General features: G+C 66.4%; 19 protein-coding genes. 6 read left to right on the forward strand and 13 right to left on the reverse strand.

Annotated features, from left to right (window positions below):
* Positions 1–27 precede the first annotated feature (27 nt).
* The 5 genes from M1D40_RS11745 (at position 28) to fabF (ending at position 5,034) form a co-directional block, all read left to right on the forward strand.
* Complete coding sequence (locus tag M1D40_RS11745) at positions 28–1,221, forward strand: PucR family transcriptional regulator (protein ID WP_341395085.1); 1,194 nt, start codon at positions 28–30, stop codon at positions 1,219–1,221.
* A 108-nt stretch (positions 1,222–1,329) separates the two neighbouring features.
* Positions 1,330–2,301, forward strand: coding sequence for an ACP S-malonyltransferase (locus tag M1D40_RS11750; RefSeq protein WP_461168940.1), 972 nt, complete (start codon positions 1,330–1,332; stop codon positions 2,299–2,301).
* Positions 2,298–3,362, forward strand: a complete 1,065-nt coding sequence (locus M1D40_RS11755; RefSeq protein WP_341394825.1) for a beta-ketoacyl-ACP synthase III — start codon at positions 2,298–2,300, stop codon at positions 3,360–3,362. Before M1D40_RS11750 ends, M1D40_RS11755 begins: the two co-directional genes overlap by 4 nt.
* An 83-nt stretch (positions 3,363–3,445) precedes the next feature.
* The gene (locus M1D40_RS11760) at positions 3,446–3,691 is read left to right on the forward strand and encodes an acyl carrier protein (RefSeq protein ID WP_152217833.1); all 246 of its coding nucleotides are present in this window, start codon (positions 3,446–3,448) and stop codon (positions 3,689–3,691) included.
* A 107-nt stretch (positions 3,692–3,798) separates the two neighbouring features.
* Positions 3,799–5,034, forward strand: a complete 1,236-nt coding sequence (gene fabF, locus M1D40_RS11765) for a beta-ketoacyl-ACP synthase II (RefSeq protein WP_461168941.1) — start codon at positions 3,799–3,801, stop codon at positions 5,032–5,034.
* Between the two features lie 227 nt (positions 5,035–5,261).
* On the opposite strand, the gene M1D40_RS11770 is transcribed toward fabF, so the two are convergent.
* From M1D40_RS11770 to M1D40_RS11800, 7 genes are all read right to left on the reverse strand, one after another.
* Positions 5,262–5,765 (reverse strand): DUF3145 domain-containing protein, encoded by a 504-nt coding sequence (locus tag M1D40_RS11770; RefSeq protein WP_268911332.1) that lies wholly within the window; start codon positions 5,763–5,765, stop codon positions 5,262–5,264.
* A 270-nt stretch (positions 5,766–6,035) separates the two neighbouring features.
* Complete coding sequence (locus M1D40_RS11775) at positions 6,036–6,923, reverse strand: tyrosine recombinase XerC (RefSeq protein ID WP_461171059.1); 888 nt, start codon at positions 6,921–6,923, stop codon at positions 6,036–6,038.
* Positions 6,924–7,188: 265 nt separating this feature from the next.
* Positions 7,189–7,710 carry a methylated-DNA--[protein]-cysteine S-methyltransferase gene (locus tag M1D40_RS11780; RefSeq protein ID WP_461168942.1) on the reverse strand — a complete coding sequence of 174 codons (522 nt, stop codon included), beginning with the start codon at positions 7,708–7,710 and terminating at the stop codon, positions 7,189–7,191.
* Positions 7,711–7,882: 172 nt separating this feature from the next.
* Complete coding sequence (gene dprA, locus M1D40_RS11785; RefSeq protein WP_461168943.1) at positions 7,883–9,094, reverse strand: DNA-processing protein DprA; 1,212 nt, start codon at positions 9,092–9,094, stop codon at positions 7,883–7,885.
* Complete coding sequence (locus M1D40_RS11790) at positions 9,091–10,641, reverse strand: YifB family Mg chelatase-like AAA ATPase (protein ID WP_461168944.1); 1,551 nt, start codon at positions 10,639–10,641, stop codon at positions 9,091–9,093. The genes dprA and M1D40_RS11790 overlap by 4 nt, the downstream gene beginning before the upstream one ends.
* Complete coding sequence (locus M1D40_RS11795; protein WP_341394820.1) at positions 10,638–10,997, reverse strand: YraN family protein; 360 nt, start codon at positions 10,995–10,997, stop codon at positions 10,638–10,640. Before M1D40_RS11795 ends, M1D40_RS11790 begins: the two co-directional genes overlap by 4 nt.
* A 260-nt stretch (positions 10,998–11,257) precedes the next feature.
* Complete coding sequence (locus M1D40_RS11800) at positions 11,258–11,899, reverse strand: 2'-5' RNA ligase family protein (RefSeq protein ID WP_461168945.1); 642 nt, start codon at positions 11,897–11,899, stop codon at positions 11,258–11,260.
* Positions 11,900–11,956: 57 nt separating this feature from the next.
* Here M1D40_RS11800 and M1D40_RS11805 point away from each other — a divergent pair, with 57 nt between their 5' ends.
* Positions 11,957–12,580 carry a GNAT family N-acetyltransferase gene (locus tag M1D40_RS11805; protein WP_461168946.1) on the forward strand — a complete coding sequence of 208 codons (624 nt, stop codon included), beginning with the start codon at positions 11,957–11,959 and terminating at the stop codon, positions 12,578–12,580.
* Between the two features lie 14 nt (positions 12,581–12,594).
* Here M1D40_RS11805 and M1D40_RS11810 read toward each other — a convergent pair whose 3' ends face one another.
* From M1D40_RS11810 to trmD, 6 genes are all read right to left on the reverse strand, one after another.
* Complete coding sequence (locus M1D40_RS11810; protein ID WP_104053848.1) at positions 12,595–12,918, reverse strand: DUF2469 domain-containing protein; 324 nt, start codon at positions 12,916–12,918, stop codon at positions 12,595–12,597.
* A gap of 7 nt (positions 12,919–12,925) precedes the next feature.
* Positions 12,926–13,681 (reverse strand): ribonuclease HII, encoded by a 756-nt coding sequence (locus M1D40_RS11815; RefSeq protein ID WP_341394815.1) that lies wholly within the window; start codon positions 13,679–13,681, stop codon positions 12,926–12,928.
* Complete coding sequence (lepB, locus tag M1D40_RS11820; protein WP_461168947.1) at positions 13,678–14,502, reverse strand: signal peptidase I; 825 nt, start codon at positions 14,500–14,502, stop codon at positions 13,678–13,680. The genes M1D40_RS11815 and lepB (M1D40_RS11820) overlap by 4 nt, the downstream gene beginning before the upstream one ends.
* A gap of 11 nt (positions 14,503–14,513) precedes the next feature.
* Positions 14,514–15,191, reverse strand: coding sequence for a signal peptidase I (lepB, locus tag M1D40_RS11825; protein ID WP_461168948.1), 678 nt, complete (start codon positions 15,189–15,191; stop codon positions 14,514–14,516).
* A 50-nt stretch (positions 15,192–15,241) separates the two neighbouring features.
* Entirely contained in the window at positions 15,242–15,601 is a 360-nt protein-coding gene (gene rplS / locus M1D40_RS11830) for a 50S ribosomal protein L19 (RefSeq protein WP_341394812.1), read from the reverse strand.
* Positions 15,602–15,818: 217 nt separating this feature from the next.
* Positions 15,819–16,601, reverse strand: a complete 783-nt coding sequence (gene trmD, locus M1D40_RS11835) for a tRNA (guanosine(37)-N1)-methyltransferase TrmD (RefSeq protein WP_461168949.1) — start codon at positions 16,599–16,601, stop codon at positions 15,819–15,821.

Below are 16,601 nucleotides of genomic sequence, written 5' to 3' on the forward strand. Positions count from 1 at the left end.
CGCAGCACAGCCGCACCCGGACCCGGGATGCGCGCCGACCCGGCGGACCCCTCCACGGTGGAGCGGCTCAAAGCCAATATCGGAAAGCTCTCCACCGCCACGCTTAAGCAGCTGGATGTGTCCCTGCCCTGGTACCGGGGCCTGCGCCCGGACGAACGCTCCGCGCTCGGGATGGTGGCGCAAAAGGGCATCGCGTCGTTCGTGAACTGGTACGAGCGCCCGGCCTCGCCGGCCTGGGTCCTCAGCGATGTGTTCGGCACCGCCCCCACCGAACTGACCCGCTCCATCAGCCTGCAGAAAGCCCTGCAGCTGATCCGGGTAGTGGTGGAGGTCGTGGAGGACCGCGTTCCGGAACTGGCCGACGACGACGTCCAGGGACCGCTGCGCGAAGCGGTGCTGCGCTATTCCCGGGAAGTGGCCTTCGCCGCCGCGGACGTGTACGCCCGGGCTGCGGAAACCCGCGGGGCCTGGGACACCCGGCTGGAGGCCCTGGTGGTGGACGCCATTCTGCGCGGAGAAAGCTCAGATGCGCTGCGTTCCCGCATTGCGGCCGTCGGCTGGACCTCCACGGCCCGGATCACCGTCATGGTGGGCAGCTCGCCGTCGGACACCAACGCCTCCTTCGTCAATGAACTTCGCCGCGCCACCGCACGGCTCACCGAAGATGCCCTGGTGGGAATCCAGGGCGAACGGCTCATCCTGGTGCTCGGAGGCCTGGAGGACAGCCCGGGCTCCTACGCCCGGCTCGCTGAACTGTTCGGCCCCGGACCCGTCGTGTACGGCCCGCCGGCGGAGTCCCTGGTCGATGCCGGTCCGTCGGCGCAGGCCGCCTTTGCCGGCCTGACCGCGGCCCGTGCCTGGCCAGCAGCGCCGCGTCCCGTCGCAGCCGACGATCTGTGGCCCGAACGGGTGATGTCCGGCGACGACAGCGCACGCAAGGCCCTAGTGCGCAGCATCTACCGGCCGCTGCTGGGCGCGTCCAACGGCCTGGCGGAAACCCTCTCCGCCTACCTCTCCCTGGGGCATTCCCTGGAAGCCACGGCCCGTGAACTCTTTGTGCACGCCAACACCGTCCGGTACCGGCTGCGGCGTGTCTGCGACGTCACGGGATGGGATCCGATGCTGCCGCGTGAGGCCTTCGTTCTGCAGACCGCACTCGTGGTGGGACGGCTGGCGCCGCCCGGAAAAGCAGTTCCGGAACGTCCCGCCGCGCGCTCCTAAGCGAGTTGCATCCGTCACTTCCCCTTGTAGACTTCCTACAACGGCTCACGTGGAGCTTGGTCTACGCAAACACCCGGCATCTTCCCTTCTCTTTGGAAAGCTTGATACGTGCTCGCTATTGTCTGCCCCGGCCAGGGGTCCCAAACGCCAGGTTTCCTTTCTCCGTGGCTGGAACTGCCCGGAGTCCGGGAACATCTTGAATCACTCAGTGCCCTTGCCGGTCTGGACCTGATCGCCCACGGCACCGTCTCCGACGAAGAGACCATCAAGGACACCGCCGTGGCCCAGCCGCTGATTGTGGCCGCCGGGCTGATGGCCGCCCGCCTGCTGGTGCAGCCGCAGGCGCTGACCGCTTCCACCGTGGTCGCCGGACATTCGGTCGGTGAGATCACCGCCTCCGCCCTCTCCGGTGCCCTGACCGAAGCGGACGCCCTGATCTTCGTCCGGGAACGCGCCAACGCCATGGCCCGCGCCGCGGCTGAAACCCCCACCGGAATGAGTGCCGTTCTGGGCGGTGACCCGGACGAGGTTGCCGCAGCCCTGGCCGCTGCCGGACTCACGGCAGCGAACGTGAACGGCGGCGGACAGACTGTCGCCGCCGGAACCCTGGAACAGCTGGCCGCTTTTGCAGCCGCTCCTCCGGCCAAAGCCCGCGTCATCCCGCTGAAGGTGGCCGGCGCCTTCCACACCGCCCACATGGCGCCCGCGGTGAGCGTGCTCGAGGCGCTGCGCCCTCAGCTTCGCCCCGCAGCACCGCTGCCCACCCTGCTTTCCAACTACGACGGCGCCGCCGTCGTTTCCGGGGAGGGCAACCTGGACAGCCTCATTGCCCAGGTGTCCCGGCCCGTCCGCTGGGACCTGTGCATGGAGACCATGGCTGCCATGGGCGTGACCGGCATGCTGGAACTGCCGCCGGCCGGCACCCTCACCGGGCTGGCCCGCCGCGGCCTCAAGGGCCTGCCCACGCTGGCCCTGAAATCCCCCGAAGACCTCGACGCCGCGCGGGAGTTCATCACCGAACACTCCCCCTCGCCCGCCGCAGTGACAGCAGCAACCACCACCGGAGAAGGTAACGCGTGAGCACGCCCACCCTGAAACAGTCCCCCGTCCACCAGTTCAGCCGGATCCACGGCATCGGCGCCTTCCGGCCCGACGTCATCGTGAGCAACGAGGATGTCTGCCAGTGGATCGATTCCTCCGACGAGTGGATCCGCCAGCGCACGGGGATCGTCACCCGGCACCGCGCGGACAAGGGCACCTCGGTGGTCGACATGGCCGAGGCCGCCGGCCGGGATGCCCTGGCCTCAGCGGGAATCGAGGGTTCCCAGCTGGGCGCCGTCATCGTGTCCACCGTCACCCACCCCTTCGCCACGCCGTCGGCCGCCGCTGAAATTGCGCATCTGCTCGGCGCCTCGCCGGCACCGGCCTACGATGTGTCCGCCGCCTGCGCCGGCTACTGCTACGGCATCGCCCAGGCGGATGCCCTGGTTCGCTCGGGCGCAGCAGAATACGTGCTGGTCATCGGGGTGGAGAAGCTCTCCGACTTCATCGACAACACCGAGCGCACCATCTCCTTCCTGCTCGGCGACGGCGCCGGCGCCGTCGTCGTCGGTCCCTCCGATTCCGCGGGCATCGGCCCGTCGGTCTGGGGTTCGGACGGCAGCAAGTCCAGCACCATCGGGATGACCCATTCCATGCTGGACATCCGCGAACTGTCGCTGGCCGCCGAAGCCGACGGCACCGACGTCGCCGTTTCGGACGTCGCCGCCCGCGACACCAAGCTGTGGCCGACGCTGCGCCAGGACGGCCAGAGCGTCTTCCGCTGGGCTGTGTGGGAAATGGCAAAGGTCGCCCAGCGCGCCCTTGACGCCGCCGGAGTCACCGCCGAGGATCTTGGCGCCTTCGTCCCGCACCAGGCGAACATGCGCATCATCGATGAAATGGCCAAGCAGCTGAAACTGCCCGAGTCCGTCGTCATCGCCCGCGACATCGCCGACGCCGGCAACACCTCGGCGGCCTCGATCCCGCTCGCGACCCACCGGCTGCTGCAGGAAAACCCCGAGCTCAGCGGCAAGCTCTCCCTCCAGATCGGCTTCGGCGCAGGCCTGGTCTTCGGCGCGCAGGTTATCGTTCTTCCGTAACCTGTCCGTCCCCCAACACCCCGCCGTTCCACGGTTGGACAACACGCCGGCTCCTGCCGGCACCACGAGAAAAAGGAGCCAACATGGCTAGCAACGAAGAAATCCTGGCCGGCCTCGCCGAGATCGTCAACGAGGAAACCGGTCTGGCCCCCGAGTCCGTCGAGCTGGACAAGTCCTTCACCGATGACCTGGACATCGATTCCATCTCCATGATGACCATCGTCGTGAACTCGGAAGAGAAGTTCGGCGTGCGCATCCCGGACGAAGAGGTCAAGAACCTGAAGACCGTCGGCGACGCCGTGGACTTCATTTCCAAAGCCCAGGCGTAATTTTGCCGGCGGCCGCTGCCTTCGCCGGCGGCGGCCGCCGCGTCAGCGCTTTTGCACCACGCACCACCGCAGTTCCCGCACCACCAACGTCTTCGAGAGAGTGAATCATGGCCCGCAAAGTAGTCATCACCGGTCTGGGCGCCACGACGCCCATCGGCGGCGATGTTCCCACCATGTGGAAGAACGCGCTCAAGGGTGTCGCCGGCGCCAAAACCCTCGAGGACGACTGGGTGGCGCAGTACAGCCTTCCCGTCACCTTTGCCGCACGCGTCTCCACGCCGGCCAGCGAGGTCCTCTCCCGTGTGGAAGCCAAGCGCATGGACCCGTCCACGCAGTTTGCCGTGGTTGCCGCACGCGAGGCCTGGGCCGATTCGGGCATCGAGGACATCGACCATGACCGTCTGGGTGTCTCCTTTGCCACCGGTATCGGCGGAGTGTGGACCCTTCTTGACGCGTGGGACACCCTGCGCGAAAAGGGCCCCCGCCGCGTCCTTCCCATGACCGTTCCCATGCTGATGCCCAACGGCCCCGCCGCCGCCGTCAGCCTGGACCTGGGTGCCCGCGCCGGCGCCCACACCCCTGTTTCCGCCTGTGCTTCCGGCACCGAGGCCCTGCACCAGGGACTGGAACTGATCCGCTCCGGCAAGGCCGACGTCGTCGTCTGCGGCGGAGCCGAAGCCGCGATCCACCCCATGCCGCTGGCTGCCTTCGCCTCCATGCAGGCCCTGTCCAAGCGCAACGACGACCCGGAACGTGCGTCCCGCCCCTACGACAAGGACCGCGACGGCTTTGTGATGGGTGAAGGTGCCGGTGCGCTGGTCCTGGAATCCGAGGAGCATGCCCTGGCCCGCGGCGCCCGGATTTACGCCGAACTCGCCGGAACCGCAGTGACGGCCGACGCGTACCACATCACCGCACCCGATCCCGAGGGTCTGGGCGCCACCCGCGCGCTGAAGGCCGCACTCTACGACGCCCGTGCGCAGGCCGAGGACGTGGTGCACGTCAACGCGCATGCCACGTCCACGCCCGTCGGCGACAAGCCCGAGTACGCAGCCCTTAAGGCGGCACTGGGCTCGCAGGTGGACAACGTTGCGGTTTCCGCCACCAAGTCCCAGACCGGCCACCTCCTCGGTGCCTCCGGCGCAGTGGAAGCCGTCATGGCAGCCATGGCCGTGTACGACCGGCAGGCTCCGGCAACCATCAACCTGGAGAACCAGGATCCGGAAATCCCGCTCGACGTGGTGACATCGGCCCGCTCGCTGCCCGGCGGCGACATTGTGGTGCTGAGCAATTCATTTGGTTTCGGCGGACACAACGCCGTCATCGCACTGCGCAGCTGTTAGACCGGTACCCAGCTGCTTCAGCTGCTCAGTACCGGCAGCAGCTAGGTACCGGCAGCTGCCGGCTCCCCGGTCAGTAAAAAGCCGCGGCCGTTTCCCCTCGGGACAACGGCCGCGGCTTTTGCTTTGCTGTGGCTTTTTGCTTTGCTGTGGCTTTTGGCTATCGTGTGGCTTTTGCTTCGGTGAGTTGTTGCACCGTTGGTTTGCCCTGTGTGGTTCGGCCCGGCGAGTTACCCGACCTGGTGCAGCCAGCGGACGTTGGCTCCGTCGCCTGCGTGGCGGAACGGTTCCAGCTCATCGTCCCAGGCCTCGCCCAGAGCCAGGGAAAGCTCGTGGTAAACAGCTGACGGATCTCCGGCACCGTTTTCGTAGGCGTAACGGATCCGGTCCTCGGAGACCATGATGTTGCCGTGGACGTCGGTTGCGGCGTGGAAGATGCCCAGTTCGGGCGTGTGGCACCAGCGGCTCCCGTCGGCGCCGGGGCTCTGGTCTTCTGTCACTTCGTACCTCAGGTGCGCCCATCCGCGCAGCGCCGAGGCCAGCAGCGAGCCGGTGCCCTGAGGGCCGGTCCACTCCACCTCGGTGCGGAGCATGCCCGGTGCAGCAGGCTGCGGGGTCCACTTTAGATCCGTTCGCTTTTCCACGACGGATCCTATTGCCCACTCAATGTGGGGGCACAACGCAGACGGGGCGGAGTGTATGAATAACACGCCGTGGGCCATCACAACAGACATTCCATCCTCCATAGCTGTAGGTACGTCTTCCCCAACGACCTTCAACCCGGGCGGAACATTTCTGTTGTTAGCTCATTCAGGGACGGTTTGAAAACGGCGTTCCTGAAAAACACTGTGAACTGCGCTTGGTTTTCTCTGCGGTGACTTCCAATTCCTTTGAGACTTTCATCCGGTACGGACTTAGCCTTATTGTGCCGCAAGTTCCGGGAATGCGCCAATGATGATTTCAGGCTGAGCAGGGGTGTTCACCGGCCTGTGCGTCCTCCGGCTTCAGGCCCGGGGGTGGGCCTGCTGGTAGCTGGCCCGCAACCGGTCCACGGACACATGGGTGTAGAGCTGAGTGGTGGCCAGCGAGGAGTGGCCCAGAATTTCCTGCACCGCCCTGAGGTCGGCGCCGCCGTCGAGCAGATGGGTCGCCGCCGAGTGCCGAAGGGCGTGGGGGCCCGTTGCACCGGTGTCCCCGAGAGCCTCAAAGAGGCCTGACACCACTGACCGGACCTGCCGCTGGTCCACCCGGCGGCCGCGCCGGCCCAGGAATAGTGCGGGGCCGCTGTCAGCGGCGGCCAGAGCAGGCCGGCCGCGGCGGAGCCAGTCGTCAACCGCTTCGGCCGCGGGCTGCCCATAGGGAACGGTGCGTTCCTTGTTGCCCTTGCCGATAACGGTGAGCGTGCGCCGGTCCGCATTCAAATCGTCGATGTCCAGTCCGGTCAGCTCGCCCACCCGGACGCCGGTGGCGTAGAGCAGCTCGACGATGGCCCGGTTCCGGATCGCCACGGGTCCGCCGTCAACCGCTGCGTCGGCGAGCCCGGCGAACAACTCGCCGATCTGTCCCGCACGCAGCACCGCAGGCAGGGTCTTTTCCCGTTTCGGAGCCCGCAGGCGAAGTGCCGGATCAGTATCGATGAGTTCTTCCCGCAGTGCCCACCCGGTGAAGCTGCGGGCGGTGGCGGCGCGCCGGGCCAGTGTGGAACGGGCCAGGCCAGCTCCGCTGAGCTCGCCCAGCCAACCCCGCAGGATCGCCAGGTCTATCCCGTCCAGCGACCGCACTCCTCCAGCCAGCGCATAGGACAGCAACTGGGCCACATCACCTTCGTAGGCGCGCACCGTGTGCTCGGAGCGCCCCCGTTCACTGGTCAGGTAACGGCTGAACCCGCGCAGCGCCTTGCTGAACTCCGCGGGCCAGCGCTCGGGATCGGCTGGCCCTGCCGGTACGTTTGTCTCCCTGGCTGCCCCGGTTGTCCCTGCTGCCCCGGTTGCTGCCCCGGTCCCGGCGGCGCGGGTCCCACGGGTCTCACGGGCCTCATGGGTTGAGTCCGAGTCTGCGGTCGCGCCGGATGCAGCGGCAGGCCCGGAGCCTGCGGAATGCCGCTCTTGGTTGGTAGCTGGTGTCACCCCTTTACTGTCCTCGTATCAGTGCCCGACCTCAAGCAGGCACACCGGCCGCACCGGCGCATTGGATCCGCAGGGCCGCGGTTGTCTGCGAGGACTCGTGATCCAGGAGGAACCGTTTCGAGTCGATGCCTGCGGAGTAGCCGGTGAGTGCGCCGCGGGAACCGACCACGCGGTGGGTGGGAATAACGATGTTCAACGGGTTCCGGGACAGGGCCGCCCCCACCCCGCGGGCCTTTGCCGCGTCCCCGAGCCGGATGGCCAGTTCCTTGTAGCTGCAGGTTTGGCCATACGGGATTGCGGAGACCTCGGCCCAGACCCGCCGCTGGAAATCCGTTCCCCGGGTATCCAGGTCAAGGTCGAAACAGCAGCGTGTCCCGTCGAAGTACTGGCTGAGCTGGCGTTCCGCTTCCTCGAACCCCTCTTCGACGATCCGGCCCAGGCCGTGGTCGGCGGCCGGATCGGGTACGCCGGGAAAGACAGCCCGGAGGGCTCCCTCGTCAGAAGCAAGGGTGAGGATACCCAACGGGGTGACGACACTTTTATGGATGCGCATGATGGTTCCCTTCGTGGTGAATGTTGCGTTGTGCTGTGGTTATGTGGTGATGCTGCGGTGAACTGCTGTCGCGGTGTCCTGCACGCATGCGCTTGCGTTGTTTATTGCGGCTGGTTGTGATGCGGTTGATTGTGTTTCGAGGTTCCAGGTCCAGGGATAGTAAAAGTTCCGTTCATCGGCGGCTCCTTTTCCAGAGCTGCGGCCCGTCGCGGACGGCGAGGTCTTCCAGTTCCAGCCGTGCCAGCCCTGCACGGACTGCCGGCACCGACAAACCGGCGACTGAGGCGAGCTTCTCTACCGGTGAGCCGCTGCGCAGCGGCAGAGCATCCAGCAGGAGCAGGTCTTCGATCATGAGCCCGTCATGAACTGCTGCGGGTTCCTCATGCCCAGGCTCCGCAGAGTCTGCAGACGCACCGATGGGGCCGGCCAGTTCAATAATCTCGGCGGCATCGGTGACACAAACGGCGCTGCCGTCCCTCAGTAGCCGGTGGCATCCTGCGGAATTGGCTGAATAGACCGAGCCCGGCACGGCGCCGACTTCCCGCCCCAGTGCTGCGGCATGGTGTGCCGTGTTCAATGCTCCCGAGCGCCAGCGTGCTTCGACCACGACTGTCACAGCACTGAGCGCGGCAATAATCCTGTTTCGCTGCAAGAATCTCCACCGCGTAGGAGACGAGCCGGGCGGCACCTCCGACATGAGGATTCCTCTGCGGACCACCTCCCGCAGAAGATCCTCATTGCCTGCCGGATAGTAGCGGTCGGCGCCGCAGGCCATGACGGCAATGGTGGGTGCCGCCCCCGCGCCGCCGCCAGCTGCAAGCGCGGCACGGTGGGCCTGTGCATCGATGCCGTACGCACCGCCGGAGACGACGCTCCATCCCTGCACCACCAGTCCCGCAGCGAGATCACCGGCCACAGACGCGCCGTATCCGGTGCTGTCCCGTGAGCCAACGACCGCTGCCGTCCTGCCCAGCGCGGGCATCCCCTGATTAAGGTCCCCTCGTGCCCACAGACACAGCGGCATGCCCAGCCCCAGGTCACGCAGGGCTTCCGGCCAGCGCGGGTCCTCAGGGGTAAGCAGTTCGCCGCCTGCGCGGCTGATGGTTGCCAGATCCCGGTCCGGTGCCAGATCGGGCACCCTGGGTGCCCACCTGGCGAGGGCTTCAGCGAGGCTGCTTCCGCGCCCCGAAATGCCCGCTCCGGCCAGCTCCTCCGTCACTTCACGTATCAGCGCGTTCCCGGCGCGCAGGCTCCCCGTCGCTACCCGCAGTGCGTCTACGGGCCCCGCCGCTGCCACCAAAGCCAGTCCCACGTTGTCCGACGGTTCAAACAACCGGGACAACGCCGCCCGGCTCCGGAGCAGATCCGGCTGTCCGCCGCTCATGCCGCTGCCCCCTGCTGGCGGAACCCCAGGGCCTGACCGACGTCGTCGGCGTCCGGCGACGAGTGGCCCGCCAGATCGGCGATGCTCCACGCCACACGCAGCACTCGGTCGTACCCGCGCGCTGTCAGGGTTTGCCGGTCCATCGCGCGGTCGAGTGCGGAAGTGGCGCGCGGAGCGGGTTTCAGGGTGCCGCGCAGCACGTTCCCGGCCACTTCCGCATTGGTTTCGTATCCCCACCCTTTCAACCGGTCGTGCTGGATACCCCGGGCAGCAGCGACCCGGCCGGCGATCGCGCTGCTTTCTTCCGTTTGCCCGTCTCCGGCCAGCTCCCGCAGCGACACCCGCTGGACCGTCAGTTGCAGATCCACCCGGTCCAGCAGAGGGCCGGAGAGGCGGCTGAAGTATCGCCGGCGCTGCTGCGGCGTGCAGGTGCAGTCAATGCCCTTTCCGGCGGCCAATCCGCAGGGGCAGGGATTGGCAGCCAGCACCAGCTGAAAGCGCGCCGGGTAGCTGGCCGTGCCGGCAGCGCGGTGCAGTTCGAGCTTTCCGCTCTCGAGCGGCTGCCGCAGTGCGTCAAGCACTCGCCGGTCATACTCCGGAGCTTCATCCAGAAAAAGGACGCCCCGGTGTGCCCGGGACGCAGCTCCCGGCCGGGCAATGCCGGACCCTCCGCCAATGATGGCAGCGGAGGATGCTGTGTGGTGCGGGCTTTCAAAGGGCGGACGACGCAGGAGCTGGGAGCACGGGCGGCCGCCCCACACCAAGGAATGAATCGCGGTCACTTCCATGGCGTGTGCATCCGGAAGATCCGGCAACAGGCTCGGAAGACGCTCAGCGAGCATGGTCTTCCCTGCGCCAGGCGGTCCGGTCATCAGGAGGTGGTGCGCTCCCGCAGCCGCTACCTCCACCGCGAACCTGGCCTCTGATTGGCCGGCGATGTCCGACATGTCACGAAGCGGGGCCGCGGCGGAACTCCCGCCGTCGTCGGCAGCCTCCGGCGTCTCCTCAGGGACCTGGGGCGGAAAGGACAACCGGTCAGGATCGGCACCAAGAAAAGCTGCCACTTCCGCCAGGGATTCGAATCCGGTGACCTCCGCTCCGGGCACCAAAGCTGCTTCGGCTGCGTTGGCTGCCGCAACTGTGATTTCCGGATAGCCTGCCTGCACGGCCGCCATGACTGCAGGCAGGATGCCGCGCACGGGCCGCAGCCGTCCGTCCAGGCCCAGCTCGGCAATGAACACCCGGCGGCCGCTGCACCGGACGTCACCGGCAGCGGCCAGCGCGGCTGTGACTATGGCGAGGTCGAATCCCGAGCCCCGTTTGTGCACGTCCGCCGGCATCAGATTGACGGTGATTCTCCGGCGGCTGAGCGGCAGGCCAGCGTTCTTGGCTGCCGACCTGACCCGGTCCTTAGCCTCGTTCAGTGAGGCGTCGGGCAACCCCAGCAGGACAAAGGATGGAAGTGTCTGGCCAATGTCCGCCTCGATCTCCACCATCCGGCCGTCCAGGCCGACCAAGCCCACACCGTACGTTCTTCCCAGCGTCACAGCGCCACCTCACGCAGGTGCTCAATAACCGGTGTGCCCGCGCCGTCGTCGACCACTGACACCGCGTCCACCCGGAACCCGGTAAACCGTCTCTCCTGCGCTGTCCTCCACCTGCTGGCCAAGAGGTAGAGGCGGGCAAGCTTCGCCGGAGTGATGGCTTCCAGCGGATGGCCGTAGTCCAGCGAGGAGCGGGTTTTGACCTCCACGATGACGAGCGTGCCGTTCTCTATCCCGACGAGGTCTATTTCCCCGTCCGGGCAGCGCCAGTTGCGGTCAATGACCTCGATTCCGGCCGCAGCGAGGTAGCCTGCCGCGAGGTCCTCTCCGTGACGCCCAAGGGTATCTTTAGCTCTCATGGCTCCACCCTGGGCCTCATGGACGGGGAACGAGGTGCCTCTGCTGCCGGATGTGGATGATGGTGCCCGCCCCGTTCACTGCACCAGCGCTGGGGAGGAACGGAGCGTGCTTACGGAGGCGGACCAATGATGGTGGGCGTGCGGCGGTCGATCCAGCGTGCAGATAACTCCCTACCGGCCGGAACGGTCACTACGAAGCAGATCAAGGTGCAGTCTCGTACCGTGAATCCGGGGACCGTACCCACCCGGCCTGCAAGGCGCTAGTAGACCACCGGCATTGATTCGAGCCGCACACTCTCCAGATGAAACACCTCGGGGCTGGAAGCGTGTGCCGGAGCCGGCAGCGTCCCCGCGAAACCGCGGCTCAGAGTGATGTGCGGACGAAGCCGGGACGCAAACATGAAGTTGGGATCAGCCGCGGTGAAGGCTTCCACGTCCTCGATCCCGCAGCCGCGCAGGAATGTCTCCAGTGCGGCAACGGCGGCGGCGTGGGACTGCATCAGCACAGCGGAGGGGAAATACTCAAGCACCAGGGTCCGCCCGTGCCGTCCGAATCTGGACAGGACGGCGGGCTCGAGCACAACCGGCTGCCGCGGCATCGCGGCCTCGGTTGCCGCCACGTAGACGGCGAGCAGCTCTTCGTAGCGGTCCCGGGTAATACCGGTGGCCACCGAAACCAGTGAGTAGACATCGCGGACCTTGCCGAAGTGGATCAGGGTGAGGTGCATCTGGCGTTCGGGAACCCACCGCGGCTGTCCGCCGTCGTTGATTTCCGGCAGCCCGGCCAGCTCCTGCTGCAGTTCGATCAGGTGCGCCAGCGACTCGGAATCCGGTCGAAGCTGGGCATACAGGCGCCGGTTCCCGGACAGATATCCGGCCAGCGGAGAATCAGGGAGTGCCATTGGAGCAGTCTAGGAGATTCGCATCTGGCGGGCATCCCTTCCGGCTAGGGTGGATCCATGCCTTTCCCGATCCCGATTCTGTCCGACGCCACGCTCACGCTGCGTCCGCACCGTGCCTCCGACGTCGGGCCCGTGTATGCGCGCTCCATCGATCCGCTGACCCGCGAGTGGACCACCATTCCGCTGGAGTACACGGAGTCGATGGCCGCAGAGTATGTGGCAGCCATCTCCAGGGAACAGGAGGACGCCGTCTCCTGGGCGCTGGAGTGCGACGGCGCCTATGCCGGTTCGCTCGATCTGCGCTTCCAGGGGGCCAATTCGGGAAACCTGGGCTTCGTGACGGCACCGGCCTTCCGGGGCCGGGGTTTGATGTCCCGGGCAGTTGCGCTGGCTGTGGCCCACGCCTTTGATGATCTGGGCTGGGACGTGGTGACGTGGAGCGCCAACGCCGGAAACACCGGGAGCTACAAGACGGTGTGGCGCAGCGGTTTTCCGCCGCCGATAGCCGTCCCCCATTTGCTGGCCCACCGGGGCGAAATGGTCGAGGGCTGGATCTCCAGCCTCGCCGCCGGCGACCCGCGGGTGCCCGCGGGAAGGTGGGCACAATGGGCCGACGTCGCCGCCCGGCTCCCCGGGGTCAGTCAGGATCGCCCCGGGGCCAGCACGGTTCCCGGGGACTAGCCAGGATCCCGGGGTCAGCCCAGTTCGTCGGCCTTTGGAATCGTGAGGTCGTCGTTGCGGGTCAGTTCCTCCACGTTCACGTCTTTGAACGTGATCACGCGGACGCTCTTCACGAACCGGGCGGATCTGTAAACGTCCCACACCCAGGCATCCTGCAGGGTGAGGTCAAAGTAAATCTCTCCGTCCGCGGACCGCGCCTGCAGGTCCACGTGGTTCGCCAGATAGAACCGGCGCTCCGTTTCGACTACGTAGCTGAAGAGCCCCACCACGTCGCGGTATTCCCGGTAGAGCTGGAGCTCCATGTCCGTTTCATAGTTCTCAAGGTCTTCCGCACTCATAAATCCATCATCCCCCAACGACGCTCTCTTGGTCCCCGGCATACGGTTCCGGACGCGTTCCCAGCTGCCAGGACATCCGATGCAGGGGCGTGGGCCCGTGCTCGTCAATCGCTGACCGGTGGGACGCCGTAGCGTATCCCTTGTTCACTTCCCAGCCGTACTGAGGATGTGTCACAGCGTAGTCCACCATCAGCGCGTCCCGCTCCACTTTCGCAAGGACGCTGGCGGCAGCCACGCTCAGGCACTGCATGTCGGCCTTGATCTTGGTGTGCACGGGCGCCAGGCACCCGCCGTCGTCGTCGTTCGGCAGGTCAAAAAGACTGGCCTGCGGAGCGGGAGAGAGCCAGTTGTAGTTCCCGTCCAGGAGTACGACGTCGGGGGTCAGGTCCGCGCACACCTGCTCCCAGGCGCGGGTACCGGCCAGCCGCAGCGCCGCCATGATTCCGTGCAGGTCGATTTCAGCCGCACTGGCATGACCCACACCCCAGCCCAGGGACCATTTCTTGATCAGCGGGACCAGGGTCTCCCGGTCGCTGACGGAGAGCAGTTTGCTGTCGCGCACGCCTTTGAGGGAGCGGACCGTTGCCAGGTCCACGGCCACCAGGCCGACGCTGACCGGCCCGGCCAGCGCGCCGCGGCCCACCTCGTCGCACCCGGCGAGGACCTTGTGCCCGGCAGCGGCGAAGGACCGCTCAAAGCGCAGCGTCGGTGCCTTGCTGCCGGTTCCGGTCTTGGGACGCGGGCGGGCGGGTGCTGCTGTCATTTGGATTCGGTCGGCTCGGAGGACGAGGGATCGGGAACGTTTTCGAACACTTCCGGGTAGCTGCCCACAAAGCCGGCGCGGTTCAGCGGCCAGGCGGTCACTGCGGCCTTGCCTTCGATGTCCTCAACGTCGACAAAGCCGCCGCTGGGATCCTGCAGGTGTTCACGGGAGTCCGCGGAAGCGTTGCGGTGGTCGCCCATGACCCAGACCTTGCCTTCGGGTACCACGACGTCAAAGGGAATGTCCGACGGCGATGCCCCGGGATAGATGTACGGCTCATTCAGCGCTTCGCCGTTGACCGTAATCCTGCCGTCGGCGTCGCAGCAGACCACCCGGTCACCCTCGGTCCCGATGACGCGCTTGACGAGGTGCTGCTCGGAGGTATCCGGAACCAGACCCACAAAGATGAGCGCGTCGCGGATCCAGGTACCCGGGCCCTCGGTGGCCGCGGGAAGTTCCGGAAGCCATTCCTTGGTGTCCTTGAACACCACCACGTCGCCGCGGTTCAGGTCGAAGGGCTCCGGGACCAGGAGGTTCACGAAAATACGGTCGTTGATCTCCAGGGTTTCCTCCATGGAACCCGAGGGGATGTAGAACGCACGGAAAAGGAACGTTTTGATGAGGAAGGAGAGCAGCAGCGCGATCACGACGATGGTGGCCACTTCGCGCAGCCAGCCGCCGAAGCCGCGGTTTTTCTCACTGTGCTTCTTGCCGGTGCCGTTCCCCTTGCCGGGGGCAGCCGCACGCGGACGCGCTGAATGCGCTCCGTGGATACCGGATCCGGCGCTCTGGGCGGGCTCGTCCGGGACGTTCTGAGCCATGTGCTTTCCTCTTACTTCGCCGTGTTCCACTCGGCTCCTAACTCTAGCCGCTCAATATCCGAACTATGCTCCAGCGGCCATAAGATGGCCGTGGCCCTGCCAATAACGCGCTCCTTCGAAATGAGTCCGCCGCCGGGCGCGCCCAGCAGGGAGCGCGAATCGGCCGATTCGGACCGGTGGTCCCCCATCAGCCACAGCCGGCCCTCGGGGACAATGACGTCGAAGGTCTGCTCGCTCGGAGCGTCTCCCGGGTAAACGTATGACTCGTCCACCGGAGTTCCATTAACGGTTACCCTCGGCTCCTCGTCGGTGCAGCAGCTGACGCGGTCTCCGGGAATGCCGATGACCCTTTTCACATAGACGGTGTCGCTTCCCGCCAGGCCCACCCAGCGGGCAACGGACTTCAGCGCGGTCAGCGGCGCCGGATCACCGTTGTGCAGGGGCGCCAGGGAGCCCCTGCCGTCGAAGACCACGACGTCGCCGCGCTGAATGTCGCCGGAGCGGTAGTCCGTGCGCGAGACCGCCACCCGGTCCCCCGGTTCCAGCAGCGGCTGCATCGACTCGGAGGGAATGTAGTAGACGTCGACGACGAACGCGCGGACAAGGGCCGCCAGCACGACGGCGGCAGCCAGGGCGCATAACACGAAACGCCAGCCCACAAACCTGGACCGGCGTTTCGTGTGCTTCACGGGAGAGTCCGGAGACTCTCCCGAAGCGGATGATGCGTGGATCAAGAAATTTACTTGACGGGACGTGCGTCGCGCTTTTCCTTGATCTTGGCTGCCTTGCCGCGCAGATCGCGCATGTAGTACAGCTTGGCGCGGCGGACATCGCCCTTGGAGACCAGTTCGATCTTGTCGATGACCGGGGAGTGTACCGGGAAGGTACGCTCCACGCCGACACCGAAGCTGACCTTGCGGACCGTGAAGGTCTCGCGCAGGCCATCGCCCTGGCGCTTCATGACGAAGCCCTGGAAGACCTGAACACGGGTGTTCTTGCCTTCGATGATGTTTACGTGAACCTTGACCGTGTCACCGGCGCGGAACTCGGGGATGTCTGAACGCAGCGAAGCTGCATCAACAGAATCTAGGATGTGCATTGTGTATCACTCCTGGTGGACGCCACAGGTCACCCACTTTGGTAACGGCAGGCAAGGATGCAGTTCTGACACTGCACAGATGCCGCCGAAGCTAGAGACCGGCCGAGCCGAGGATTGGCTGCCGGCGTGCAGTCTGTTGGCCGCGCTCCCCCTGTGGCAGGTGCGGACCCAGATGACACAGTTATCTATTCTGCCATACCCGGACAAACGCCACCAATTACCCGCGGGGAAGGACCCGACCCTCTGTCACGTCGTAACCCAGCGCATCAAGGGCGGCCCTGTCGGCTTTGGTCAGCTGCGCGGCGTCGAGCTTTTGTAGCAGGTCCGGACGGCGTGCGGCGGTGCGCTTGAGCTGCTGGGTGCGCCGCCACTGCGCAATCTTGCCGTGGTTGCCGCTGAGCAGGATCTCCGGCACATCCCGGTCCCGCCAGGACGAGGGCTTGGTGTAGACGGGGTATTCCAGCAGACCGTCCGAGTGCGATTCCTCCACCAGGGATTCTGGATTGCCGACGACGCCGGGCACCAGGCGGCCGATGGCCTCCACCATGGCCAGGACCGCCACCTCTCCCCCGTTGAGCACGTAGTCGCCGAGGCTGACCGGGCGGACGTCGAAGCGATCCCCGGCCCACTCGAGAACACGTTCGTCGATGCCTTCGTACCGTCCGCAGGCGAATACCAGGTGCTTTTCCTCGGCGAGTTCGTAGGCCATGGCCTGGGTAAACACCGCGCCGGCCGGCGAGGGAACAATCAGCACGGGGCGCGCCGTTTCCTCCGCACCGGCAACCGAAGTCAGCGCCTGCGCCCACGGCTCGGCCTTCATGACCATGCCGGCTCCGCCCCCGTAGGGGGTGTCGTCGACGGTGCGGTGCCGGTCCGTTGTGAAGTCGCGCAGGTCGTGGACGTTGAGGTCCAGCAGGCCGTCCTGCCGGGCCTTGCCGATCAGCGACAGGTCCAGCGCGGCCAGGTACTCCGGGAAAATGCTGACTACATCGATGCGCAC

It is taken from the genome of Arthrobacter sp. Z1-15, from assembly GCF_054792395.1.

Excerpts from the sequence above, each read along its gene's own strand:
- M1D40_RS11800 (WP_461168945.1), bottom strand. The coding sequence starts at position 11,899 with ATGGCACTCCCTGATTCTCCGCTGGCCGGATATCTGTCCGGGAACCGG.
- dprA (WP_461168943.1), bottom strand. The coding sequence starts at position 9,094 with ATGAGCGGCGGACAGCCGGATCTGCTCCGGAGCCGGGCGGCGTTGTCC.
- lepB (WP_461168947.1), bottom strand. The coding sequence starts at position 14,502 with ATGGCTCAGAACGTCCCGGACGAGCCCGCCCAGAGCGCCGGATCCGGT.
- M1D40_RS11810 (WP_104053848.1), bottom strand. The coding sequence starts at position 12,918 with ATGAGTGCGGAAGACCTTGAGAACTATGAAACGGACATGGAGCTCCAG.
- rplS (WP_341394812.1), bottom strand. The coding sequence starts at position 15,601 with ATGCACATCCTAGATTCTGTTGATGCAGCTTCGCTGCGTTCAGACATC.
- M1D40_RS11770 (WP_268911332.1), bottom strand. The coding sequence starts at position 5,765 with ATGTCTGTTGTGATGGCCCACGGCGTGTTATTCATACACTCCGCCCCG.
- M1D40_RS11760 (WP_152217833.1), top strand. The coding sequence starts at position 3,446 with ATGGCTAGCAACGAAGAAATCCTGGCCGGCCTCGCCGAGATCGTCAAC.
- fabF (WP_461168941.1), top strand. The coding sequence starts at position 3,799 with ATGGCCCGCAAAGTAGTCATCACCGGTCTGGGCGCCACGACGCCCATC.
- M1D40_RS11780 (WP_461168942.1), bottom strand. The coding sequence starts at position 7,710 with ATGCGCATCCATAAAAGTGTCGTCACCCCGTTGGGTATCCTCACCCTT.
- M1D40_RS11815 (WP_341394815.1), bottom strand. The coding sequence starts at position 13,681 with ATGACAGCAGCACCCGCCCGCCCGCGTCCCAAGACCGGAACCGGCAGC.
- M1D40_RS11795 (WP_341394820.1), bottom strand. The coding sequence starts at position 10,997 with ATGAGAGCTAAAGATACCCTTGGGCGTCACGGAGAGGACCTCGCGGCA.
- M1D40_RS11745 (WP_341395085.1), top strand. The coding sequence starts at position 28 with ATGCGCGCCGACCCGGCGGACCCCTCCACGGTGGAGCGGCTCAAAGCC.
- M1D40_RS11805 (WP_461168946.1), top strand. The coding sequence starts at position 11,957 with ATGCCTTTCCCGATCCCGATTCTGTCCGACGCCACGCTCACGCTGCGT.